General features: G+C 62.6%; 23 protein-coding genes. 12 read left to right on the top strand and 11 right to left on the bottom strand.

Annotated features, from left to right (window positions below):
• Positions 1-72: 72 nt before the first annotated feature.
• A complete protein-coding gene (locus tag CAF70_RS14890) occupies positions 73-987 on the bottom strand; it encodes a DUF808 domain-containing protein (protein WP_085625469.1) in 915 nt (304 codons plus the stop codon).
• A gap of 131 nt (positions 988-1118) precedes the next feature.
• Between CAF70_RS14890 and CAF70_RS14895 the strand changes: the two genes are divergently transcribed.
• Positions 1119-1730: a TetR/AcrR family transcriptional regulator gene (locus tag CAF70_RS14895; RefSeq protein ID WP_013973538.1), complete on the top strand. Its 612-nt coding sequence runs from the start codon at positions 1119-1121 to the stop codon at positions 1728-1730.
• A gap of 135 nt (positions 1731-1865) precedes the next feature.
• Here the strand turns inward: CAF70_RS14895 and CAF70_RS14900 are convergent, their stop codons facing one another.
• A complete protein-coding gene (locus tag CAF70_RS14900) occupies positions 1866-2306 on the bottom strand; it encodes a heme-binding protein (protein WP_085625470.1) in 441 nt (146 codons plus the stop codon).
• Positions 2307-2563: 257 nt separating this feature from the next.
• Between CAF70_RS14900 and gcl the strand changes: the two genes are divergently transcribed.
• From gcl to CAF70_RS14940, 8 genes are all read left to right on the top strand, one after another.
• Positions 2564-4339, top strand: a complete 1776-nt coding sequence (gene gcl / locus CAF70_RS14905) for a glyoxylate carboligase (protein ID WP_085625471.1) — start codon at positions 2564-2566, stop codon at positions 4337-4339.
• Between the two features lie 54 nt (positions 4340-4393).
• Positions 4394-5176 (top strand): hydroxypyruvate isomerase, encoded by a 783-nt coding sequence (hyi, locus tag CAF70_RS14910; RefSeq protein WP_085625472.1) that lies wholly within the window; start codon positions 4394-4396, stop codon positions 5174-5176.
• A gap of 171 nt (positions 5177-5347) precedes the next feature.
• Positions 5348-6241 (top strand): 2-hydroxy-3-oxopropionate reductase, encoded by an 894-nt coding sequence (locus CAF70_RS14915; protein WP_025340037.1) that lies wholly within the window; start codon positions 5348-5350, stop codon positions 6239-6241.
• 243 nt (positions 6242-6484) lie between these two features.
• Positions 6485-7759: a glycerate kinase gene (locus CAF70_RS14920; protein WP_085625473.1), complete on the top strand. Its 1275-nt coding sequence runs from the start codon at positions 6485-6487 to the stop codon at positions 7757-7759.
• On the top strand, positions 7756-9171 hold the full coding sequence (gene pyk / locus CAF70_RS14925; protein WP_085625474.1) for a pyruvate kinase: 1416 nt from the start codon (positions 7756-7758) through the stop codon (positions 9169-9171). The genes CAF70_RS14920 and pyk overlap by 4 nt, the downstream gene beginning before the upstream one ends.
• Before the next feature lie 187 nt (positions 9172-9358).
• On the top strand, positions 9359-10231 hold the full coding sequence (locus CAF70_RS14930) for an urea transporter (RefSeq protein WP_085625475.1): 873 nt from the start codon (positions 9359-9361) through the stop codon (positions 10229-10231).
• A gap of 45 nt (positions 10232-10276) precedes the next feature.
• Positions 10277-11098 carry an ion transporter gene (locus CAF70_RS14935; RefSeq protein ID WP_085625476.1) on the top strand — a complete coding sequence of 274 codons (822 nt, stop codon included), beginning with the start codon at positions 10277-10279 and terminating at the stop codon, positions 11096-11098.
• A 216-nt stretch (positions 11099-11314) separates the two neighbouring features.
• Complete coding sequence (locus tag CAF70_RS14940) at positions 11315-12313, top strand: sulfate ABC transporter substrate-binding protein (RefSeq protein WP_085625477.1); 999 nt, start codon at positions 11315-11317, stop codon at positions 12311-12313.
• Between the two features lie 41 nt (positions 12314-12354).
• On the opposite strand, the gene CAF70_RS14945 is transcribed toward CAF70_RS14940, so the two are convergent.
• From CAF70_RS14945 to CAF70_RS14960, 3 genes are all read right to left on the bottom strand, one after another.
• Positions 12355-13389, bottom strand: a complete 1035-nt coding sequence (locus CAF70_RS14945) for an RHS repeat-associated core domain-containing protein (protein ID WP_178076388.1) — start codon at positions 13387-13389, stop codon at positions 12355-12357.
• A 184-nt stretch (positions 13390-13573) separates the two neighbouring features.
• On the bottom strand, positions 13574-14500 hold the full coding sequence (locus CAF70_RS14955; RefSeq protein WP_085625494.1) for a class I SAM-dependent methyltransferase: 927 nt from the start codon (positions 14498-14500) through the stop codon (positions 13574-13576).
• A gap of 143 nt (positions 14501-14643) precedes the next feature.
• The gene (locus CAF70_RS14960) at positions 14644-15537 is read right to left on the bottom strand and encodes a DMT family transporter (RefSeq protein WP_085625479.1); all 894 of its coding nucleotides are present in this window, start codon (positions 15535-15537) and stop codon (positions 14644-14646) included.
• A 133-nt stretch (positions 15538-15670) separates the two neighbouring features.
• Here CAF70_RS14960 and CAF70_RS14965 point away from each other — a divergent pair, with 133 nt between their 5' ends.
• The 3 genes from CAF70_RS14965 to CAF70_RS14975 all read left to right on the top strand — a co-directional run bounded on the left by CAF70_RS14965 (position 15671) and on the right by CAF70_RS14975 (position 18944).
• A complete protein-coding gene (locus CAF70_RS14965; protein ID WP_085625480.1) occupies positions 15671-16108 on the top strand; it encodes an Lrp/AsnC family transcriptional regulator in 438 nt (145 codons plus the stop codon).
• Between the two features lie 558 nt (positions 16109-16666).
• Positions 16667-18199, top strand: a complete 1533-nt coding sequence (locus tag CAF70_RS14970; protein WP_085625481.1) for an NCS1 family nucleobase:cation symporter-1 — start codon at positions 16667-16669, stop codon at positions 18197-18199.
• 16 nt (positions 18200-18215) lie between these two features.
• Positions 18216-18944: an aspartate/glutamate racemase family protein gene (locus CAF70_RS14975; RefSeq protein WP_085625482.1), complete on the top strand. Its 729-nt coding sequence runs from the start codon at positions 18216-18218 to the stop codon at positions 18942-18944.
• 137 nt (positions 18945-19081) lie between these two features.
• Here CAF70_RS14975 and CAF70_RS14980 read toward each other — a convergent pair whose 3' ends face one another.
• The 6 genes from CAF70_RS14980 to CAF70_RS27705 all read right to left on the bottom strand — a co-directional run.
• Positions 19082-19744: a histidine phosphatase family protein gene (locus CAF70_RS14980; protein WP_085625483.1), complete on the bottom strand. Its 663-nt coding sequence runs from the start codon at positions 19742-19744 to the stop codon at positions 19082-19084.
• Positions 19745-19980: 236 nt separating this feature from the next.
• Positions 19981-20319, bottom strand: coding sequence for an FKBP-type peptidyl-prolyl cis-trans isomerase (locus CAF70_RS14985; RefSeq protein ID WP_085625484.1), 339 nt, complete (start codon positions 20317-20319; stop codon positions 19981-19983).
• Positions 20320-20392: 73 nt separating this feature from the next.
• Positions 20393-20800 (bottom strand): GFA family protein, encoded by a 408-nt coding sequence (locus CAF70_RS14990; protein WP_085625485.1) that lies wholly within the window; start codon positions 20798-20800, stop codon positions 20393-20395.
• Between the two features lie 69 nt (positions 20801-20869).
• A complete protein-coding gene (locus tag CAF70_RS14995; RefSeq protein ID WP_085625486.1) occupies positions 20870-21658 on the bottom strand; it encodes a PhzF family phenazine biosynthesis protein in 789 nt (262 codons plus the stop codon).
• A gap of 50 nt (positions 21659-21708) precedes the next feature.
• On the bottom strand, positions 21709-22647 hold the full coding sequence (locus CAF70_RS15000; RefSeq protein ID WP_085625487.1) for a 2-hydroxyacid dehydrogenase: 939 nt from the start codon (positions 22645-22647) through the stop codon (positions 21709-21711).
• Between the two features lie 34 nt (positions 22648-22681).
• The coding region (locus tag CAF70_RS27705; RefSeq protein WP_178076385.1) for a hypothetical protein at positions 22682-22920 on the bottom strand (239 nt) is incomplete at its 5' end.

The following is a 22920-nucleotide window of genomic DNA, read 5'->3' on the forward strand; positions in this document are numbered from 1 at the left end:
CCCACAGGGCAAACGCTATACCTGTGGGAGCGGGCTTGCCCGCGAACCGGGGCAAAGCCCCGGCCATGCAACTCAACTGGCCGGCCGAACCGCCCGCCACAATTTCCCCGCAATGCCCACCACCGCCAGCACCACGGCACCGGCCACAACCCCGACACCGCCGTTAAGCAGCGCCACGGTCAACGCCCCGCCACGCCCTTCGCTGAACGCCTCGACGGCGTGATGCAGCGGCCCGATACCGTGCACCAGGATCCCGCCACCGACCAGGAACATGGCCGCAGTGCCGATTACCGACAGGCTTTTCATCATGTACGGCGCGGCCCTAAGGATGCCGTTACCCACCGCCCGGGCCAGGCGTGATGCCTTCCGGGTCAGCCACAATCCCAGGTCATCGAGCTTGACGATACCGCCCACCAGGCCATAAACACCGATGGTCATGACAACGGCGATCCCGGACAGCACAATAATCTGCTGGGACAACGGCGAGTCGGCAACGATGCCCAAGGTAATGGCTATGATCTCTGCCGACAGAATGAAATCGGTGCGCACGGCCCCCTTGATCTTGGCTTTTTCGTACGCCACCAGGTCAACGCTGGCATCGGCCACGGCCTCCTTGCGCGCCGCATGATGGGCCTCATCCTCTTCCTTGCTGTGCAAGAACTTGTGCGCCAGCTTCTCGAAGCCTTCGAAGCACAGGTAGGCACCGCCCAGCATCAACAACGGCGTTACCGCCCACGGAATGAACGCGCTGATCAGCAACGCCGCCGGCACCAGAATGGCCTTGTTCACCAGCGACCCTTTGGCCACCGCCCACACCACAGGCAACTCGCGATCGGCACGTACCCCGGTTACCTGCTGGGCATTGAGCGCCAGGTCATCGCCAAGCACACCCGCCGTTTTTTTTGCCGCGACTTTGGTCATCAGCGAGACGTCGTCCAGTAGTGTGGCGATGTCATCGATCAGTACCAGTAGACTGCTTCCTGCCATTTCAGATGTTTCCAGATGTATGAATGAGCCGGAGTCTAGCCCAAAGCCGCTGCCTTGAGCGCCCGTCGAGCCCGGTGCTACCATGCCCGATCCCTCTTAGAGGTGGCCAGACACGAGGAAGATCCCTGACCATGAGCACCATTCGCGAGCGCAACAAGGAACTGATCCTGCGCGCGGCCAGCGAGGAATTCGCCGACAAGGGCTTCGCCGCCACCAAGACCAGCGATATCGCAGCCAAGGCCGGCCTGCCCAAGCCGAACGTGTATTACTACTTCAAATCCAAGGACAACCTCTACCGCGAGGTCCTGGAAAGCATCATCGCACCGATCATGCAGGCGTCGACCCCGTTCAATGCCGACGGTGACCCGAAGGAAGTGCTGAGTGCGTATATCCGCTCGAAGATCCGCATCTCCCGCGACCTGCCGCATGCGTCCAAGGTGTTCGCCAGCGAAATCATGCACGGCGCCCCGCACCTGTCGCCGAACCAGGTGGCGCAGCTGAACGAACAGGCGCGGCATAACATCGAGTGCATCCAGCGCTGGATCGACCGCGGGCAGATCGCCCATGTGGACGCGCATCACCTGATGTTCAGCATCTGGGCAGCGACCCAGACCTATGCCGATTTCGACTGGCAGATCTCTGCGGTAACCGGCAAGGCCAAGCTCGCCGACAGCGATTATGACGCCGCAGCCGAGACCATCATCCGCATGGTGCTCAAGGGTTGTGAGCCTGAGGTGGCCTGACAGGGCCAGTGGGGCTGCTTTGCAGCCCATCGCCGGCAAGCCGGCTCCCACAGGGTACACCACAGATTTCAAGGTCTGTGACGGCTCTGTGGGAGCTGGCTTGCCGGCGATAGGGCCGGAACAGGCAATAGAGACTCAGGCTGCTACACCCGCATCCGCCCGCAACCCCACCTCCTCGATCGCACTGATCGCGCACTGCTCGTCGATATCCGACGTATCCCCGCTGATCCCGACAGCACCCAGCACCTTGCCGTCCTGATCACGAATCAGCACGCCACCCGGCGCCGGTACCACCGGCCGCTCGCCCAACCCGTTCAGCGCGGCAAAAAATGCCGGCCGCTGTTGTGCGTCCAGCGCCAACAGGCGCGAGCCCTTGCCCAGGGCAATCGCCCCCCAGGCCTTGCCGGTAGCCACCTCCGGCCGAATCAGGCTGGCGCCATCCTCGCGCTGTAGCGCCAGCAAATGGCCGCCGGCATCCAGCACCGCCACGGTCAGTGGCGCGGCATTGATCTTGCGGCCCGCCGCCAGCGCGGCATTCACCAGGCTGACCGCGACTTTCAGGTTCAAAGCGTTCATGGAAAGGTCCTCTTCTTGTTGTGAGAAGCCCTGAGGGCAGTTGAAAACCGATAGAGCAAATAGAACACAACGAAATGTATTTTTGTATACAATATTTTGAAACGATCGTATGCGATGGCGCAAACCTCCGTTTTCATGGGCGCTCGGACAAAAGCTAACTCCGCCGACGAAAACCCGTTGACCTAAGCGGCCAGCCGTGAATACACTCTGGCACAAAGCAAGTTGTATACAATTACAAAATCGATGAGGCACAAACCATGAGCAAAATGAGAGCAATCGATGCAGCCGTTCTGGTCATGCGCCGTGAAGGTGTAGATACCGCGTTCGGCATCCCGGGGGCTGCCATCAACCCGTTGTACTCGGCCCTGAAGAAAGTCGGTGGCATCGATCACGTCCTCGCTCGTCACGTCGAAGGCGCCTCGCACATGGCCGAGGGTTACACCCGTGCCAACCCGGGCAACATCGGTGTGTGCATCGGCACCTCCGGCCCTGCCGGCACCGACATGGTCACCGGCCTCTACAGTGCTTCCGCCGACTCCATCCCGATCCTCTGCATCACCGGCCAGGCCCCACGTGCCCGCCTGCACAAGGAAGACTTCCAGGCTGTCGACATCACCAACATCGTCAAGCCGGTGACCAAGTGGGCCACCACCGTTCTGGAGCCGGGCCAGGTGCCTTACGCCTTCCAGAAGGCCTTCTATGAAATGCGCACCGGCCGCCCAGGCCCGGTACTGATCGACCTGCCGTTCGACGTGCAGATGGCCGAAATCGAATTCGACATCGAAGCCTACGAGCCGCTGCCGGTGCACAAGCCGTCCGCCACCCGCGTACAGGCCGAGAAAGCCCTGGCCCTGCTCAATGACGCCGAGCGCCCGCTGCTGGTAGCCGGTGGCGGCATCATCAACGCCGACGCCAGCGACAAGCTGGTCGAGTTCGCCGAGCTGACCGGCGTACCGGTAATCCCGACCCTGATGGGCTGGGGCACCATCCCGGACGACCACGCGCAAATGGTCGGCATGGTCGGCCTGCAGACTTCGCACCGCTACGGCAACGCCACCCTGCTCAAGTCCGACCTGGTGTTCGGTATCGGTAACCGCTGGGCCAACCGCCACACAGGTTCCGTCGACGTCTACACCGAAGGCCGCAAGTTCGTGCACGTGGACATCGAACCGACCCAGATCGGCCGTGTGTTCACCCCGGACCTGGGTATCGTTTCCGACGCCGGCAAGGCACTGGACGTGTTCCTCGAAGTGGCCCGCGAGTGGAAAGCCGCCGGCAAGCTGAAGTGCCGCAAGGCCTGGCTGGAAGACTGCCAGGAACGCAAGGCCACCCTGCAGCGCAAGACCCACTTCGACAACGTGCCGGTCAAGCCGCAGCGCGTTTACGAAGAAATGAACCAGGTATTCGGCAAGGACACCTGCTACGTCAGCACCATCGGCCTGTCGCAGATCGCCGGCGCGCAGTTCCTGCATGTTTACAAGCCACGCCACTGGATCAACTGCGGCCAGGCCGGCCCGCTGGGCTGGACCATCCCTGCCGCGCTGGGCGTTGTCAAAGCCGATCCGAAGCGCAAGGTCGTCGCGCTGTCGGGTGACTACGACTTCCAGTTCATGATCGAAGAGCTGGCGGTGGGCGCGCAGTTCAACCTGCCATACGTACACGTACTGGTGAACAACGCCTACCTGGGCCTGATCCGCCAGGCGCAACGTGGCTTCGACATGGATTACTGTGTACAACTGGCGTTCGAGAACATCAACTCGACCGACGCCGCCACCTACGGTGTCGACCACGTCGCCGTGGTCGAAGGCCTGGGTTGCAAGGCCATCCGCGTATTCGAACCGGCCGAGATCGCCCCTGCCCTGCTCAAGGCCCAGAAGATGGCCGAAGAGTTCCGTGTGCCGGTGGTGGTCGAAGTGATTCTCGAGCGTGTGACCAACATTTCCATGGGCACCGAGATCAACGCGGTCAACGAGTTCGAAGACTTGGCCCTGGTCGGCAACGACGCGCCAACCGCCATCTCGCTGCTGGACTGATCGCCTGACGCCCCCAGGCACGCCCTGGGGGCCTTCATCGCAAGGAGACAACTCATGCCTCGCTTCGCTGCCAACCTGTCCATGCTGTTCACCGAACAGGACTTCCTGGCCCGCTTCAAGGCTGCCGCCGATGCTGGTTTCAGCGGCGTCGAATACCTCTTCCCGTACGACTTCAGCGCTGCCGAAATCAAGCAGCAGCTGGACGCGAACGGCCTGACCCAGGTGCTGTTCAACCTGCCTGCGGGCGACTGGTCGAAAGGTGAGCGTGGTATCACCTGCCACCCCGACCGCGTCGAGGAATTCCGCGCCGGGGTCGACAAGGCCATCGAATACGCCAAGGTGCTGGGCAATACCCAGGTCAACGCCCTGGCCGGCATTCGCCCACAAGGCCCGGACTGCGCCACCGTGCGCAAGACCTTCGTGGAGAACCTGCGCTACGCCGCCGACAAGCTGAAAGCCGCCGGGATCCGCCTGGTCATGGAAATGATCAACACCCGCGACATCCCCGGCTTCTACCTGAACACCACCAAGCAGGCCCTGGAAATCCAGGCCGAAGTGGGCAGTGACAACCTGTTCCTGCAGTACGACATCTACCACATGCAGATCATGGAAGGTGACCTGGCGCGCACCATGGAAGCCAACCTGAAACTGATCAACCACATCCAGCTGGCCGACAACCCCGGCCGCAACGAGCCAGGTACCGGCGAGATCAACTACCGCTTCCTGTTCGAGCACCTGGACCGCATCGGCTACCAGGGCTGGGTGGGCGCGGAGTACAAGCCGCTGACCACCACCGAAGCGGGCCTGGGCTGGCTGAAGACCCATAACGCAATCTGAACGGCTGAACGCTAGCCCCCTGTGAAACACGAAACCCTGTGGGAGCGGGCATGCCCGCGAACACCGGCATAGCCGGTGCCATCCACCGAGTCGCCTGTTTCGCGGGCATGCCCGCTCCCACAGGGATTGCGGTCTGCTTGAGACATTACAAATACAAAGAGGCACATTCTCATGGCTAAAATCGGTTTCATCGGCACCGGCATCATGGGCAAGCCCATGGCTCAGAACCTGCAGAAAGCAGGTCACAGCATCTTCGTTTCCACCCACCACGACGCTGCCCCGGCCGACCTGATCGCCGCCGGTGCCGTGGCCCTGGCCAACCCGAAAGAAGTTGCCCAGGAAGCCGAGTTCATCATCGTCATGGTCCCCGACACCCCGCAGGTCGAGAGCGTCCTGTTCGGTGACAACGGCGTGGCCGAAGGCGTGGGCCCGAACAAGGTGGTGATCGACATGAGCTCGATCTCCCCTACCGCTACCAAAGCCTTCGCCGAGAAAATCAAGGCTACCGGCGCTGCCTACCTGGACGCCCCGGTGTCCGGCGGCGAAGTCGGTGCCAAGGCTGCGACCCTGAGCATCATGGTCGGTGGCTGCCCGAAAGCGTTCGAGCGCACCCTGCCGCTGTTCGAAGCCATGGGCAAGAACATCACCCGCGTCGGTGGCAACGGCGACGGCCAGACCGCCAAGGTGGCCAACCAGATCATCGTTGCCCTGAACATCCAGGCCGTTGCCGAAGCCCTGCTGTTCGCCGCCAAGAACGGCGCCGACCCGGCCAAGGTACGTGAAGCACTGATGGGCGGCTTCGCTTCGTCGAAGATCCTCGAAGTGCACGCCGAGCGCATGATCAAGGGCACCTTCGACCCAGGCTTCCGCATCAACCTGCACCAGAAGGACCTGAACCTGGCTCTGCAAGGCGCCAAGGAACTGGGCATCAACCTGCCCAACACCTCCAATGCCCAGCAAGTGTTCAACACCTGCCAGGCCCTGGGCGGCGGCAACTGGGACCACTCGGCGCTGATCAAAGGCCTGGAGCACATGGCCAACTTCTCGATCCGCGACGACAAGTAAGACAGTTGTAGACCTTACCGGCCTCTTCGCGGGCTTGCCCGCTCCCACTGGTATTCCACAGGCCTGAGGGCTACGAGATTCCCTGTGGGAGCGGGCAAGCCCGCGAAGAAGCCAGCACTTTTGAACCTGCGACCACAGGTTCAAAGGTGGCACCGAGCAACACCCGCCCCTGGTTCGGCCTGCACGGAGGCAGTTCCAGGGGCGTTTTTGATTGTGCAGAACAACAATAATTGGGAGCCTGCCATGTCGGTCGATCCGCAAAAAATTCTCCGCGAGCTGTTCGACACAGCCATCGCCGCCGCCCACCCCCGTCAAGTCCTCGAACCCTTTCTGCCCGCCGACCGCAGCGGCCGGGTTATCGTCATCGGCGCCGGCAAGGCCGCAGCCGCCATGGCCGAAGTGGTCGAGAAAAGCTGGCTGGGCGAAGTCTCCGGCCTGGTCGTAACCCGTTACGGCCATGGCGCCAACTGCCAGAAGATCGAGGTGGTCGAGGCCGCCCACCCGGTCCCCGATGCCGCCGGCCTGGCGGTAGCCAAGCGCGTGCTGGAACTGGTCAGCAACCTCAGTGAAGACGACCGCGTCATCTTCCTGCTGTCCGGCGGTGGCTCGGCGCTGCTGGCCCTGCCCGCCGAAGGCCTGACCCTGGCCGACAAACAGCAGATCAACAAGGCGCTGCTGAAATCCGGCGCCACCATCGGCGAGATGAACTGCGTGCGCAAGCACCTCTCGGCGATCAAGGGCGGCCGCCTGGCCAAGGCCTGCTGGCCGGCCACGGTCTACACCTATGCCATTTCCGATGTACCCGGCGACCTCGCCACCGTAATCGCATCCGGCCCTACCGTGGCCGACCCGAGCACCTCGGCCGATGCCCTGGCCATTCTCAAGCGCTACAACATCGAAGCGCCCAAAGCCGTTATCGACTGGCTCAACAACCCAGCCTCGGAGACCGTCAAGGCCGATGACCCGGCCCTGGCCCGCAGCCACTTCCAGTTGATCGCCAAACCTCAGCAATCGCTCGAAGCCGCCGCGGTCAAAGCCCGCCAGGCCGGGTTCAGCCCGCTGATCCTGGGCGACCTGGAAGGTGAATCGCGCGAAGTGGCCAAAGTGCACGCCGGTATCGCCCGGCAGATCGTTCAGCACGGCCAGCCGCTGAAGGCGCCCTGCGTGATCCTGTCTGGCGGCGAAACCACCGTGACCGTACGCGGCAATGGCCGTGGCGGTCGCAATGCCGAGTTCCTGCTCAGCCTCACCGAAAGCCTCAAGGGCCTGCCGGGCGTGTACGCCCTGGCCGGTGACACCGACGGCATCGATGGCTCGGAAGAAAACGCCGGCGCCTTCATGACGCCGGCCAGCTACACCCGCGCCGAAGCCCTGGGCCTGTCGGCCAGCGACGAGCTGGACAACAACAACGGCTACGGCTACTTCGCCGCGCTGGATGCGCTGATCGTCACCGAGCCGACCCGCACCAACGTCAACGACTTCCGCGCCATCCTGATCCTCGAGACTGCCCAATCATGACGCCTGATAAAAAAGTCAAAATCCTCGCCACCCTTGGCCCTGCGATCAAAGGCATCGACGACATCCGCCAACTGGTCGAAGCCGGGGTGAACATCTTCCGCCTCAACTTCAGCCACGGCGAGCACGCCGACCATGCCCTGCGCTACCAGTGGATCCGCGAAGTCGAGCAGCAACTGAACTACCCGCTGGGTATCCTCATGGACCTGCAGGGGCCGAAGCTGCGCGTCGGCCGCTTTGCCGACGGCAAAGTGCAGCTGCAACGCGGCCAGGCCCTGCGCCTGGACCTGGACAACACCCCGGGCGACAGCCGCCGGGTCAACCTGCCACACCCGGAGATCATCGCCGCCCTCGAGCCAGGCATGGACCTGCTGCTGGACGACGGCAAGCTGCGCCTGCGCGTCACTGCCAAGCACAGCGACGCCATCGACACCGAAGTGCTGGCCGGTGGTGAGCTGTCCGACCGCAAGGGTGTCAATGTGCCGCAAGCGGTGCTCGACCTCTCCCCGCTCACTGAGAAAGACCGCCGTGACCTGGCCTTCGGCCTGGAGCTGGGCGTGGACTGGGTAGCCTTGTCGTTCGTGCAGCGCCCAGAGGACATCGTTGAAGCACGCCAGCTGATTGGCGACCGCGCCTACCTGATGGCCAAGATCGAGAAACCATCGGCAGTCGAACAGCTGCAAGCCATCGCGGAACTTGCGGATGCGATCATGGTGGCCCGTGGCGACCTGGGCGTGGAAGTGCCGGCCGAAAGCGTGCCGCAGATCCAGAAACGCATCATCGGCACTTGCCGCCAGCTGGGCAAACCGGTGGTGGTGGCCACGCAGATGCTCGAATCCATGCGCTTCTCGCCAGCGCCGACCCGTGCCGAAGTCACCGACGTGGCCAACGCCGTGGCCGAAGGTGCCGATACGGTGATGCTGTCGGCCGAGACCGCCTCGGGTGAGTACCCGCTGGAAGCCGTGCAGATGATGAGCAAGATCATCCGCCAGGTGGAGAACGGCCCGGACTACCAGGCCCAGCTCGATGTTGGCCGGCCGAAGGCCGAGGCCACCGTGTCGGACGCCATCAGCTGCGCTATCCGCCGTATCAGCGGCATCCTGCCGGTGGCGGTGCTGGTCAACTATAGCGAGTCGGGCGCCTCGACCCTGCGCGCAGCACGCGAGCGGCCACGGGCACCGATCCTCAACCTCACCCCGAACCTGGCCACCGCGCGCCGCCTGAGCGTGGCGTGGGGCGTGCACTCGGTGGTCAACGACCGCCTGCGCCAGGTTGATGAAGTGGTCTCGACCGCCCTGGAAATCGCCCAGGCACAGGGCATGGCCAGCCGTGGCGACACGCTGCTGATCACTGCTGGTGTGCCTTTCGGCAAGCCAGGGTCGACTAACACGCTGCGGATCGAGACCTTGATCTGAAGCACCGCATCTCTCCTGTGGGAGCGGGCGTGCCCGCGAAGAGGCCAGCAGGGACAACGATGTTGCCTGAGCTGACGCCTTCGCGGGCACGCCCGCTCCCACAGGGTCGGTGGTGTCGCACACAACTGCGGAAAACCCGAGGCCCAAAGAGGCCCACCGCGCCCCATCAACCTCACTGACTGCCCCGATGTACACCAAAAATTTCGTCAACCCGTGCCCGGACTGGGCCACGGCGTTACTCAACGGCTTCAGCCAGGTGCTGCTGCTGCGCAACCCCCTGTGCGGCCTGTGCTGCCTGCTGGCCATCCTGCTGACCGCACCCAACCTGGTCGGCGGCGCCCTGCTCGGCGCCCTGGCCGGCCTGCTCACCGCCCAGGCCCGCGGCTACGATCGCGCCGACCGCCAGGCCGGGCTGTACTGCTACAACGGCGTACTGATCGGCATCCTGATCAGCGCCGTGCTGCCCTGGTCGGTCATCCTGCCGCCACTGATCATCGCCGCTGGCGGCCTGTCGAGCATCATCACCCACCAGTGGCGCAAGCGCGGCGGCAAGCTGCTGGTCGCCTACACCGCACCCTTCGTGCTGCTGGGCTGGGCCACCCTGCTGATTGCCAGCCCTTCCCCCAGCGGCTTCGCCGAGGCCGACCCGCTGTACGCGCTGGCGCGCGGCGTGGGCCAGATCTTCCTGCTCGACCAGCCGCTGGCCGGCCTGCTGATCAGCATCGGCATGTTCATCGCCAACCCCTATGCAGCCCTGTGGGCCGTGCTCGGTTCGGCCATCGGCGGCGGTGTGGCACTGCTCGCCGACCAGGCGCAAGCGGCCTGGCTGGGCCTGTATGGTTTCAACGCCGCGCTGGCGGCGCTGGCATTCAGCAGGCAGGGTGAAAAGCCATGGGTGACGTTGCTGGCCATCGCCCTGGCCCTGCTGCTGCAACCTCTGTTCAAGCTGCTACCGGTACCCGGGCTGACCGCGCCCTTTGTCACTGCCTGCTGGCTGATGCACCTGGGCAACCACCTGGCCCAGCCCAGGCAGCGTGACGCCAGCCGCTTGCACAGCTGAAATGCAACCCCTAGGCTCAGCCCATCGCTTTTGTGGAACGAGCCAATGAACAACCCTGCGAGCCTGCGCGAGCAGCTCTACATCATCGTCTTCCAGACCGATACCGTGGCTGGAAGACGCTTCGACAAGATCCTCCTGCTGATCATCCTGGCCAGCCTGGTAACAGTGATCCTCGACAGCATCGACGAAGTGCACCAAGGCTACGCCGGCCTGCTGGCAGGCATCGAGTGGGGTTTTACCGCGATCTTCCTCGCCGAGTACCTCACCCGCCTGTACTGCTCGCCCAAGCCGCTGCGCTATGCCTTCAGCTTTTATGGCCTGGTCGATCTGCTGGCGATCGTGCCGGGGATCATCGCGCTGTACTACAGCGACGCCCAGTACCTGTTGATCATCCGGGTGATACGGATGCTGCGGATTTTCCGTGTGCTCAAGCTCAGCCCGTACCTCAAGCAGGCGCACTACCTGATAGAAGCACTGCGCGGCAGCAAGCAGAAGATCATCGTGTTCCTGGTCACCGTTTCCACCCTGGTGACCGTATTCGGTACACTGATGTATGTGATCGAAGGGCCGGAACACGGCTTTACCAGCATTCCCAAAGGTATCTACTGGGCCATCGTCACCCTGACCACGGTCGGGTTTGGTGACATCGTGCCGAAGACGCCGCTGGGGCAGGTGATTTCGTCGTTGGTGATGATCATCGGTTATTCGATCATTGCCGTACCGACCGGGATATTCACCGCCGAACTGGCCAATGCCATGCGCGGGGAGCAGTTGCAGCATGATTGCCCGACCTGCAGCAAAAAGAGCCATGAGCATGGGGCGGCGTTCTGCTCCCGCTGTGGGAATGTGCTGTTTCCCAAGCAATGATGTCGCCTGTACTGGCCCTTTCGCGGGCTCGCCCGCTCCCACAGGATCACCCCAGGCCTGAGCATTGCGCCGTACCTGTGGGAGCGGGCGTGCCCGCGAAGAGGCCGGCGCAGGCAGCGATATAACCAAAGACCTTTTTGTTCTTTAACCCCCACAAACCCACCCGCTATAGTCGCAGGCAAACTGCCAACACCTTCTCGATAACAAGGAAGCAACGTGAAAAAACTCTTCGCCGCCTCGCTGCTCGCCGCAGGCCTTGCCCTGGGCAATGTCGCCCAGGCTGCCCCCACCCTGCTCAACGTGTCCTACGACGTGATGCGCGACTTCTACAAGGACTACAACCCGGCCTTCCAGAAGCACTGGGAAGCCGAGCACAACGAGAAGGTCAACGTGCAGATGTCCTTCGGCGGCTCGAGCAAACAGGCGCGAGCGGTGATCGATGGCCTGCCGGCCGATGTCATTACCATGAACATGGCCACCGACATCAACGCCCTGGCCGACAATGGCAAGCTGGTGCCGGACAACTGGGTGACCCGCCTGCCAAACAACAGCGCGCCGTTCACCTCGGCCACCGTGTTCATCGTGCGCAAGGGTAACCCCAAGGCGCTGAAAGACTGGCCCGACCTGCTCAAGGATGGCGTACAGGTGATCGTGCCCAACCCCAAGACCTCGGGTAACGGCCGCTACACCTACCTGTCGGCCTGGGGCTATGTGCTCAAGCAAGGCGGTGATGAAAACAAGGCCAAGGACTTTGTCGGCAAGCTGTTCAAGCAGGCGCCGGTGCTGGACACCGGTGGCCGTGCCGCCACCACCACCTTCATGACCAACCAGATCGGCGACGTGCTGGTGACCTTCGAGAACGAAGCCGAAATGATCGCCCGCGAGTTCGGCCGCGACCAGTTCGAAGTGGTCTACCCGAGCGTGTCGGCCGAAGCCGAACCGCCGGTCAGCGTGGTCGACAAGGTAGTGGCGAAGAAAGGCACCCAGGCCGCGGCCGAGGAATACCTGAAGTACCTGTGGTCGCCAGCCGCCCAGGAAATCGCCGCACAGAACTACCTGCGCCCGCGTGACGCGACGGTGCTGGCCAAGTACACCGACCGTTTCCCGAAAGTGGACTTCCTGTCGGTAGAGAAGACCTTCGGCGACTGGCGTACCGTGCAGAAGACCCACTTCAATGATGGTGGGGTGTTTGACCAGATCTACAGCGACAAGTAAATCCGAAGGGGCCTTCAGCGCCCCTTTCTCGACTACCAGCCTCAAGCACTGCGTGCTATGCCCATCGCATGCTTGACAGTGTTCAAAGCCAGATTGCCAACCACTGCTCTCTGATTCCAGAGGCCCGTTGGGCCTAGCTCCCGGGCGATACTCATGCTTTGTTCAGGGGTCATGTTCCAACTCACCAAGCCATTCCCGAACGAAATACGCGGCATAGCGGATACCCCGGCGTTTCCTGCATAGCGATCGTAAGCAACGACTGCAACTGCACCTATAACAGCACCTCCCGCCGCTATCAGTGCTTGTTGCTGGATTGAGCGACGAGTACCTCCGGAAGTTGGCGAAGTACTCCCGTCAGCATTTGCGCCAATTGGCGGAACAATCGCAGACCCTGCCGGATTGCCTTCTGAGAAGAATCTCGGCTCCGAGCTAGATGAAGACGGCGAAGGACTGAAATATCCGCTTTCGACACGTGGGAGCTTTTGATATGACGGCTCAGCCATTGTCTGGGTAGCTTTTGTATTGTTTGTTCGGCTTCCTCGCCCTCCGAACGCCAGAGCATCGAAGGATTTTCGAGTCGTGCGCCACCATTCTCGAACCCTACCTGACGGATCCTGGCTGTTCACCGGATCGCCTTGGCAGTATGCATAGGCATTGCAGCCACCTTGTGCAAAAGGGCTTAAAGCATCGGGTCGTGAGAAGCGCATCAGTACCGGGCTGTAGAGCCGATGCCCATTACCGAGCAGGTAGCCTGAAGTAAAAGGCTCAATCCATTGCCCGACAAACCCAATTGCCACGGCGCTCGCCCTGCCGCGATAGCCATATGGCGTATAAGCCATTGCCGCCTGCTGGCGTTCTTGCGCCGCACCTAACAATGAGTTGGCATCATCGACCAGCAATGCCCCACTGTGCTGATACCCGAGCCCTTGTGACGAAAGGACCAGAAACGCCTCGCTTGTTCTCAGCACGTGCACCGTTTCATTACGGGTCCTCTGCAGAACCCGGTGTGTCCCTTGATAGAAGTAATGCACGCAAGAATCGGGCACCAGCGACCGCATGATCCTATCGTCATTCATGGCATGGACGCTCTTGGGGGGTTTGCAAAAACTAGCTGCCAGGCAACAACGAAGCAACTGGCATTTTTGTCAGTAACTGCCGGCCCTTTCGCGGGTAAACCCGCTCCTACAGGGCCCCCACAATATCCAGACCTGTGGTGTTCCCGGAGCGGGTTTACCCGCGAAGAGGCCGGCAAGGGCACCATCAACCCTGGCGGAACACCAACGCTTTCAACCCCCCAGCCGGGTCCACATCCGGAAACTCCGGCGGGTTCTCCAGCCGCTCGACAAACGCCAGCGACGGCGCCTGCTCCGCCATCCCCTCGATCAGGAACTCCGGTCCGATGCCCGGGTCGTTCACGCACGCAAGTACCGTCCCGCCCTCGCTCAACAACTCTGGCAAGCGCCGCAGGATCTTCGCGTAGTCCTGGGTCAGCACAAAACTGCCGCGCTGGAAGGTCGGCGGGTCGATGATGATCAGGTCATAAGGCCCGTACTTGCGCACCTTGCCCCACGACTTGAACAGCTCGTGCCCCAGGTACGCCACCCGCGACGCATCGTGGCCATTGAGGCGATGGTTGTCGCGGCCCCTGGACAACGCCGACTTGGCCATGTCCAGGTTCACCACCTGCTCGGCGCCACCGGCAATCGCCGCCACCGAGAAGCCGCAGGTGTAGGCGAACAGGTTCAGCACGCGCTTGCCCGCCGCCTGCTCGCGTACCCAGCGCCGGCCATAGCGCATGTCGAGGAACAAGCCGTTGTTCTGCCGCACGCCCAGGTCCAGCAGGTAGGTCAGGCCGTCTTCGACCACTTCGCGTTGTTGGCACGGCTCGCCCAGCAGCCACTGGCCCGGGCTATCGGGCAGGTAGCGGTGCTGGACAAGGATGGCCTGGCCAGTCCACTGCGGGCGCTCCGCCAAGGCACGCAGCATGGCTTCCAGTTCGGCCAGCTGGCCTTCGGGCGGTTCGCGGAACAGGGCGACCGACAGCACACCTTGCAGCCAGTCGACAGTGACCTGCTCCAGGCCCGCCCAGCAGCGGCCGCGGCCATGGAACAGGCGGCGGGTTTCCTGCGGGGCAGGGTCGAGGGCGGCGAGCAGGTGTTGCTCCAGAGTCTGGATCGGCGAAGTCATCATGGGTCGCAGGCTGGCAAAAGCGGCATTCTACCTTGCGGGCCCTTTCGCGGGTAAACCCACAGGGATAACCCAGTGCATCGGGATTGTGGGGGCCCTGTGGGAGCGGGTTTACCCGCGAAGAGGCCCGCAAGGCCACCTCATTACTCGGCCACAACCCGCGCTGGCCGGAACCACCACCCCTGCTGCATCCCCGCCGCTGCCAGAAGAATCAACGCAACCCCCAGCCACTGCAGCGGCGCCAGGCGGTGCCCGAACGCCACCCAGTCCACCAGAATCGCCGCAATCGGGTAGATGAACGACAGTGCCCCGGTCAACGCGGTGGGCAAGCGCTGGATGGCGCTGTACAGCAGCACATACATCAAGCCGGTGTGCACCATGCCCAATGTCACCAGGCTGGCCAGCGCCGGCAGTTCACCGGGCAACCCGCCAAGCTTGACCCACGGCGCCAGCAGCAGCACACCCGTGGCCACCTGGATCAGCGCGATCAGGTGCGGTGGCGTGCCACTCAGGCGTTTGATGATCAACGCCGCGATGGCATACAGGAAGGCCGCCCCCAGCGCCAGCGCAATGCCCAGCAAATAGTCCTCACCGCCACCCTGCCCCGCGCCATGGGCACTGACGATGGCCAGCATGCCGAGGAACGCCACGCTCAGCCAGGTGACCTTGGCCAGGGTGATCTTCTCGCCCAGGAACACTGCCGCCAGCCCGACCAATATGAACGGCTGCACGTTGTACACCGCCGTGCCGATGGCAATCGACGCCCGCGAGTAGGAGGCGAACAGCAGCACCCAGTTGCCGACAATGGCCACACCGCTGGCAATCGCCAGCAGAAACGCCGTGCGGCTGATCACGCCCGGCCGCAGCAAGCCGAAACCTGCGCAAATAGCCATCAAGGTTACGGCACCGAATACGCAGCGCCAGAACACCACCTCGAGCACCGGCTGGCCGGACACCAGCACGAACCAGCCGATGGTTCCTGAAATCAGCATGGCGGCGACCATTTCCAGCGAGCCACGACGCAACGAACTATCCATCTCACACCTCCTGTCGATGATGGCAACAGTATGCAAATGTTTCTGCGAAGCCTTCCAGCGGATATCGAAGGTGGATTTGCCGAACTACCTTTACTATCAAGGCAAATCATACGAACGACCTTACGAGGTGACCATGACCGATGCCATCGACCAACTGCTGATCAATGCACTGATGGAGGATTCACGCCGTTCGCTCAAGGCCTTGGCGCAGATCAGCGGGCTGTCGGCGCCCAGCGTCAGCGAACGCCTGCGCCGGCTGGAGGAACGCGGCGTATTGCGCGGTTACACCGTTGAGGTCGATCCGCGCGCCTTTGGCTACCAGCTGCAGGCCATCGTGCGCATCCGCCCGCTACCGGGGCAGTTGCAGGAGGTGGAGCGGCAGATCATCGCCATTCCCGAGTTCACCGAGTGCGACAAGGTTATTGGCGAAGACTGCTTCATTGCCCGCCTGCATGTACGCTCGATGGAGCAACTGGACACCCTGCTCGACCGCCTCTATACGGTGGCCGAGACCAATACCGCAATCATCAAGAAGACTCCGGTGAAGCGGCGGTTGCCGCCGATGGACTGATTTCCTCCTGTTCTGGCCTCTTCGCGGGCACGCCCGCTCCCACAGGATCTCCACAATCCCCGGACGCAATGCGGTCCCTGTGGGAGCGGGCGTGCCCGCGAAAAGGCCGGCACAGGAAAAAGTTGACTAATTTTTGTACACAAGAATGTCACCATAAGTGCCGTTTTTGTGTGCACTTACCAGTATCACGCCCCAATATGTTACACACTTCCCACAAATTATTCTGACCAACTGATCAACTAAACCATCTTCGAAAAATATAAACCTGTTCACTTGATCACGTTATATCTCCTTATTTTCATCAAGTTATATTTCAACAAGATAGATTCAAAATGATGGCCAGCTGAAAGTTGCTTTTCCCTTGGCATGGAACTCGCTTTTGTGTGTTCGTGTTTTGTATACAAACCAAGCAAAACATAAATACACAAGAACCCGCGACGCCGACTCAACATCGGCCGCCGCGCCCCAAACCCTGAGATGCCAACGCTGCACCGACGAGATGGCGAGCCCGTGCGCATGCCCGCTCATCGCAGTCACGTGCATCAGGAGCCCGCCGGAATGAGTACCAGCCTCGACCTTGCCCCTGAACTATCCGTCGCCAGCACCCACCCCGCTTCCCCTCTTGCCGGTCACCAGCCGGAACTTGCCCTGAGCCCGCGCCTGCACAACCGCGACCTCGCCCCGACACGCGTCGAGGGCCGTCGCTGGGGCGGCTACAGCATCTTCGCGCTATGGACCAACGATGTGCACAACATCGCCAACTACTCGTTCGCCATGGGCTTGTTCGCCCTCGGCCTGGGTGGCTGGCAAATCCTGCTGTCGCTGGCCATCGGCGCGGCGCTGGTGTACTTCTTCATGAACCTGTCCGGCTATATGGGGCAGAAGACTGGCGTGCCGTTCCCGGTAATCAGCCGCATCGCCTTCGGCATCCACGGCGCGCAGATTCCGGCACTGATCCGCGCGGTCATCGCCATCGCCTGGTTCGGCATCCAGACCTACCTGGCTTCGGTGGTGCTGCGTGTGCTGCTTACTGCCGTATGGCCGCAAATGGCAAGCTACGACCATGACAGCATCCTCGGCCTGTCGAGCCTGGGCTGGGTGTGCTTCGTGTCGATCTGGCTGGTGCAACTGGTGATCCTGGCCTACGGCATGGAGATGGTGCGCCGCTACGAGGCCTTCGCCGGTCCGGTGATCCTGCTGACCGTCGCCGCCCTGGCAGTGTTCATGTACTTCAAGGCCGACGCCCGCATCGCCTGGTCGGTGGCCGAGCCGCTGACCGGTTACGAGATGTGGCGCAACATCTTTGCCGGCGGCGCGCTGTGGCTGGCGATCTACGGCACCCTGGTGCTGAACTTCTGTGACTTCGCTCGCTCCTCGCCCTGCCGCAAGACCATCCGCGTCGGCAACTTCTGGGGCCTGCCGGTGAACATCCTGGTATTCGCCATGATCACCGTGGTGCTGTGCGGCGCGCAGTTCCGGATCAACGGCCAGATCATCGACAGCCCGACCCAGATCGTCGCCGCCATCCCCAGCACAGCGTTCCTGGTACTTGGCTGCCTGGCCTTCCTGATCGTCACGGTGGCAGTGAACATCATGGCCAACTTTGTCGCCCCGGCCTTCGTCCTGAGCAACCTGGCACCACGCCACCTCAACTTCCGCCGCGCCGGGCTGATCAGCGCCACCCTGGCGGTGCTGATCCTGCCGTGGAACCTGTACAACAGCCCGCTGGTAATCGTGTATTTCCTGTCCGGCCTGGGTGCCCTGCTCGGCCCGCTGTACGGGGTGATCATGTCCGACTACTGGTTGCTGCGCAAAGGCTGCATCAACGTGCCTCAGCTGTACAGCGAAGACCCGGCCGGCGCCTACCACTACACCAAAGGCATCAACTTGCGCGCAGTAGCCGCCTTCGTCCCTGCCGCTCTGCTGGCCATCGTCCTGGCGCTGGTGCCCAACTTCCAGAGCGTGGCGCCATTCTCCTGGCTGATCGGTGCCGGCATCGCCGCCGCCCTGTACCTGCTGATTGCACCACGCCAACGCCACTACCACGACGTCAGCGGCGAATGCATCGCCGTTGACCACAGCAGCCATTGATCAGGGAGGACTGCCCATGCGTATTCTGATCGCCAACGTCAACACCACCGAAGCCATCACCGAGGCCATTGCCGAACAGGCCCGTGCGGTGGCCGGGCCCGGCACTGAGATCATCGGCCTCACCCCATGGTTCGGTGCCGAGTCGGTGGAAGGCAACTTCGAAAGTTACCTGGCCGCCATCGCAGTGATGGACCGGGTGCTGGCCTACGAAGGCCCCTACGACGCCGTGATCCAGGCGGGTTACGGCGAACACGGCCGCGAAGGCCTGCAGGAACTGCTGAACGTGCCGGTGGTGGACATCACCGATGCTGCCGCCAGCACGGCGATGTACCTGGGCCATGCCTACTCGGTGGTGACCACTCTGGATCGCACCGTGCCGCTGATCGAAGACCGCCTGAAGCTTTCCGGCCTGTATGACCGCTGCGCATCGGTGCGGGCCAGCGGGCTGGCAGTGCTGGAGCTGGAAGCCGATCCGCAGCGGGCCGTGGAGGCGATTGTCGAGCAGGCAGAACGCGCCGTGCATGACGACAAGGCCGAGGTGATCTGCCTGGGTTGCGGAGGCATGGCCGGGCTGGACGAGCAGATCCGCCAGCGCACCGGCGTGCCGGTGGTGGATGGTGTGAGCGCGGCGGTAACCATTGCAGAATCGCTGGTACGCATGGGCTTGAGTACCTCCAAGGTACGTACCTATGCCACGCCACGGGCGAAGAAAGTGGTGGGCTGGCCGATGCGCTTCGGCCGTTGACCCTTGGGTTGACCGTACCGGCCTCTTCGCGGGCTTGCCCGCTCCCACAGGGTCCCACTGCCTTCAGGGCCATGCAGTACCTGTGGGAGCGGGCAAGCCCGCGAAGAGGCCGGTACAGGAAAACCCTCACTAGCGGATCAGGTCGGGCAGCTATGTGCACCATCATTCAAGCCCTGGCGCACGTTGCGGCTTAGCAGGCTGGCCTTGCCGTCGTGCCAGGTCAGGGTGAGGACGTAGAGGGTGTCGAAGTCGTCGCCGTTCCAGTCCTCGGTGATCACCCGCTCTTCACCCAGGGCCTTGCCAGCCACGGCATTGATCAGGTCGGGGAGGTAGCCATGCGACCAGGCGGTGTACACGGTCGCGTTACGGTACTTGTCGCGCAGCAGCTCTTCGGCCAGCGCGTCGGTGTCGTTGGCGCCGTAGTCAATGTTGACTGGCAGGCCCAGGCGAATGGCGCTGGGGCTGATGGTCATCAGCGGGCGAATGTAGCTGTAGCTTTCGTCCTTGCTGCCTTCCTCGACATGCCGTGAAGGGTTGGCAGCGAACACGTAATCGGCCTTGCCAAAGCGCTCGGGCAGCACGGTAGCCAGGTCCAGCGCCCGGTTGAGGCCCTGGCAGTTCAATTGACCCAGCCCCTCGCCCGGCTTCTCGGCGTGGCGCAGGAATACCAGGGTCTGGGTGCCATCCACCGGTTGCGCCCGGCTTTCGACAGCCTCCAACGCCAGCGGTACGGCAACGGCAGTCAGCACCAGGCTCAGCAACCAGTGACGACGACGGCGGAAGAATGTTGGCAACTTCATCAGGACAGGCTCGAGTGGCAGAAAATCGGGTTGACCCGCCACATCCCCCGCCGATAGCACCGCGGGGCATCCTTGTAGTGAATGCCGTCCTTGGCAACGAGTGAGGGTGAGAGTGCCCTGAACCCGTTTGGTTCCTTCCTGGAGGTGGATGCCGTTCCCTAGACAAGGCTTACGTTAGAGGATGGGTGTTGCCGAATTGTGTAACGTGCAAGAACCTCGCGTTGCAATACGGCTCCTCAATCATCGCGCGTCAGCACTTCCAGCAATTCGATCTCGAAGGTCAAATCCGAACCGGGCGGAATCGCCCCCACGCTGCGCTCGCCATAGCCAAGGTGCGCCGGTACCAGCAGCTTGCGCTTGCCGCCTACGCGCATCCCCATCAGGCCTTGATCCCAGCCCTTGATCACCCGGCCGGTGCCGATCACGCACTGGAACGGTTTGCCGCGCGACCAGGACGAATCGAACTCGCTGCCATCGGCCAGCCAGCCGGTGTACTGGGTGGTGATCAGGGCACCTTTGACGGCGGCTTTGCCATCCCCCTCCACAAGGTCGATGATCTGCAGTTCCTGGCTCACGGGGCATCCTCCAACACTGGAAACAAAGCCGCCCTTTTCTCAGGTATGCAACGGTTTGGCAAGTTCGGCTTGATCAGCCGAGCTGCTCGAAAGCTTCCTGGCCGGTCAGTTCCTTGGTCTGGTTGGCGAAGCAGTACCAGGCCGGTTTCTCTTCGACGAAAATCTGCAGGTCGAAATCCCACTCCTGGTCGCCGTCGAGCAGGCCGACCGGCACGGCGTGGAAGTCATTGGCCTTGAGCCGGTAGTACAGGTGCGTGCCGCACTGGCCGCAGAAACCGCGCTGGGCCCAGTCGGAAGACTCATACACGCTGGGCGCGCGCCCTTCGATCACCGGTGGCTGGCTGCAGTGCACCACCAACAGTGGGCCACCGGTCCACTTGCGGCACATGCTGCAGTGGCAGGCGCTGATATGAGTGTTGTCGACGATGACCTTGAGCCGGGTGGCGCCGCACAGACAGGTGCCGTGTTTTTCCAGGGCCATGGCTGGCTCCTTCAGCAAGGGATGGGCAGACCAGTATAGTTGCGCTCCTACAGGGCATCGCGTGGGCTTCTAGATGTAAATGGTACCGCGCATGTACAGCGCCGCCCGACCACTGATGATCACCCGGCCGTTACCCGGCACTTCGCACTGCAGCTGCCCTTTGCGCACCCCACCCTGCTCGCAGCTCAGCGCGTCCTTGCCCAGGCGCTCGGCCCATATCGGCGCCAGCGAAGTGTGCGCCGAGCCGGTCACCGGGTCTTCGTTCACACCGACCCGCGGGCCAAACCAGCGGGTGACGAAATCAAAACCACGGCCTGCTGCGGTAACGGCGATACCGCGCACATCGAAAGCCGACAGCGCAACAAAATCCGGCTTCAGGGTGTCAAGCGACAGGGCGTCATCGATCACCACTACATAGTCGTCACTGCGGTACAACGCCTGTGCCTGACCAAGGCCCAGCGCCTGCAGCAGGCCCTGCGGAATGTCCACTGCGACCGGCTGTTTGGCCGGGAAGTCCATGGCCAGCAGCCCGTCGGCATTGCGGCTGACACGCAGCTCGCCACTGCGGGTATTGAAGCGCAGCACCTGCGCCTGCTCGCCCAGTTGCTCGAACAGCACATAGGCCGAGGCCAGGGTGGCATGGCCGCACAGGTCGACTTCCACGGTCGGGGTGAACCAGCGCAGGTCGAAGGTTTCGCCGTTGCGCACGAAGTAGGCGGTTTCCGACAGGTTGTTTTCTTCAGCGATACGCTGCAGCACATCGTCCGGCAGCCAGCTTTGCAGCGGGATCACTGCCGCCGGGTTGCCCCCGAACGGTTCGGCGGAAAACGCATCGACCTGGAAGATTTCAAGTTGCATGCACACACTCCTTATTGCCCGACCGCTGCCAGGCAGATAGATAAAAAGGGTTACTGGCGTACCGGGGTCAACACGGCTTCGCCGGCAAAGAACGCCTGCAGGTTGCGCAACACCAAGGTTACCGTGTCGCGTGCCGCCTCCGGCGACTGGCCAGCCACGTGGGGGGTGAGGACGGTGTTGCCAAGGGCCTTGAGGGCATCGGGCACAGCTGGCTCGTCGTCGAACACATCCAGTGCCGCACCCGCCAGCTGGCCATGCTGCAGCGCGGCCACCAGGGCCTGGGTGTCGACCACGCTGGCACGGGCGATATTCACCAGGTAGCCCTCGGGCCCCAAGGCCTTAAGCACCTGTGCATCGACCAGGTGGTGGGTGTTGGCACCGCTGGGGGTGGCCACCACCAGGATGTCGACGGCTTCGGCCAGGTGCAGCGGGCTGTCGTACCAGGTGTAGGACACGTCCTGGCGCGGCGTGCGGCTGTGGTAGCTGACGGGCATGTCGAAGCCCAGGTGGGCGCGCTTGGCGATCGCCAGGCCTACGGCGCCGAGGCCGAGAATGCCCAGGCGCTTGCCACTGACGGAAGCGCTGATAATCCGGTTCCATTCGCCACGCCGGGTGCTGGCATCGGCACGGGGAACGTCGCGCAGCAGCGCCAGCAGCAGGGCAAGGGTGTGGTCGGCGACCGCAGCGGCATTGGCCCCGGCGCCGTTGGTGACGGTGATGCCGCGGGCGGAAGCGGCGGTCAGGTCGACTTGCTCGTAGCCAGCGCCGATCACGCAGATGATTTGCAAGTTGGGCAATGCGTCGATTTCGGCTGCAGTCAGGCCCAATGGGCCACGGGTGAGCACGGCGTCGATTTCCTGGGAATGGCGCAGAATCGCATCTGCCCGCTGTTGCGGCGAGGGGGCACGGATCAGGCGGTAGCCGGCCTGCTCCAGTATGGGCAGGTAATCATCGACGGTTTCCACCAGTACCAGGACTGTCTTGTGCATGCCACCTCCTTTTTTGAAGGGGCATTATGCGGAATCAGTAGCCAATACAGTCAATCGAAATAACGAGGCAAAACTGTACTGTACCGCTCCCCGCGAACCCGCTCACGCTCACGCTCAAGCTCTTGATCTTGATCTTGATCTTGATCTTGATCTTGATCTTGATCTTGATCTTGATCTTGATCTTGATCTTGATCTTGATCTTGATCTTGATCTTGATCTTGATCTTGATCTTGATCTTGATCTTCGCGACTTCAGGAGGCCGAGCAGAGGTCT

Origin of the sequence: Pseudomonas sp. B19(2017) (assembly GCF_002113165.1) — a bacterium.
GTDB lineage: Bacteria > Pseudomonadota > Gammaproteobacteria > Pseudomonadales > Pseudomonadaceae > Aquipseudomonas.

What these genes read in the sequence shown, in the direction of transcription:
- CAF70_RS14900 (WP_085625470.1), bottom strand. Translation starts at nt 2,306, where the DNA reads ATGAACGCTTTGAACCTGAAAGTCGCGGTCAGCCTGGTGAATGCCGCG.
- CAF70_RS14975 (WP_085625482.1), top strand. Translation starts at nt 18,216, where the DNA reads ATGCGTATTCTGATCGCCAACGTCAACACCACCGAAGCCATCACCGAG.
- CAF70_RS14890 (WP_085625469.1), bottom strand. Translation starts at nt 987, where the DNA reads ATGGCAGGAAGCAGTCTACTGGTACTGATCGATGACATCGCCACACTA.
- CAF70_RS14915 (WP_025340037.1), top strand. Translation starts at nt 5,348, where the DNA reads ATGGCTAAAATCGGTTTCATCGGCACCGGCATCATGGGCAAGCCCATG.
- CAF70_RS14930 (WP_085625475.1), top strand. Translation starts at nt 9,359, where the DNA reads ATGTACACCAAAAATTTCGTCAACCCGTGCCCGGACTGGGCCACGGCG.
- CAF70_RS14960 (WP_085625479.1), bottom strand. Translation starts at nt 15,537, where the DNA reads ATGGATAGTTCGTTGCGTCGTGGCTCGCTGGAAATGGTCGCCGCCATG.
- CAF70_RS14965 (WP_085625480.1), top strand. Translation starts at nt 15,671, where the DNA reads ATGACCGATGCCATCGACCAACTGCTGATCAATGCACTGATGGAGGAT.
- CAF70_RS14995 (WP_085625486.1), bottom strand. Translation starts at nt 21,658, where the DNA reads ATGCAACTTGAAATCTTCCAGGTCGATGCGTTTTCCGCCGAACCGTTC.
- CAF70_RS14935 (WP_085625476.1), top strand. Translation starts at nt 10,277, where the DNA reads ATGAACAACCCTGCGAGCCTGCGCGAGCAGCTCTACATCATCGTCTTC.
- CAF70_RS14945 (WP_178076388.1), bottom strand. Translation starts at nt 13,389, where the DNA reads ATGAATGACGATAGGATCATGCGGTCGCTGGTGCCCGATTCTTGCGTG.
- CAF70_RS14955 (WP_085625494.1), bottom strand. Translation starts at nt 14,500, where the DNA reads ATGACTTCGCCGATCCAGACTCTGGAGCAACACCTGCTCGCCGCCCTC.
- CAF70_RS14970 (WP_085625481.1), top strand. Translation starts at nt 16,667, where the DNA reads ATGAGTACCAGCCTCGACCTTGCCCCTGAACTATCCGTCGCCAGCACC.
- CAF70_RS14920 (WP_085625473.1), top strand. Translation starts at nt 6,485, where the DNA reads ATGTCGGTCGATCCGCAAAAAATTCTCCGCGAGCTGTTCGACACAGCC.
- CAF70_RS15000 (WP_085625487.1), bottom strand. Translation starts at nt 22,647, where the DNA reads ATGCACAAGACAGTCCTGGTACTGGTGGAAACCGTCGATGATTACCTG.
- CAF70_RS14990 (WP_085625485.1), bottom strand. Translation starts at nt 20,800, where the DNA reads ATGGCCCTGGAAAAACACGGCACCTGTCTGTGCGGCGCCACCCGGCTC.
- pyk (WP_085625474.1), top strand. Translation starts at nt 7,756, where the DNA reads ATGACGCCTGATAAAAAAGTCAAAATCCTCGCCACCCTTGGCCCTGCG.
- gcl (WP_085625471.1), top strand. Translation starts at nt 2,564, where the DNA reads ATGAGCAAAATGAGAGCAATCGATGCAGCCGTTCTGGTCATGCGCCGT.
- CAF70_RS14895 (WP_013973538.1), top strand. Translation starts at nt 1,119, where the DNA reads ATGAGCACCATTCGCGAGCGCAACAAGGAACTGATCCTGCGCGCGGCC.
- CAF70_RS14980 (WP_085625483.1), bottom strand. Translation starts at nt 19,744, where the DNA reads ATGAAGTTGCCAACATTCTTCCGCCGTCGTCGTCACTGGTTGCTGAGC.
- hyi (WP_085625472.1), top strand. Translation starts at nt 4,394, where the DNA reads ATGCCTCGCTTCGCTGCCAACCTGTCCATGCTGTTCACCGAACAGGAC.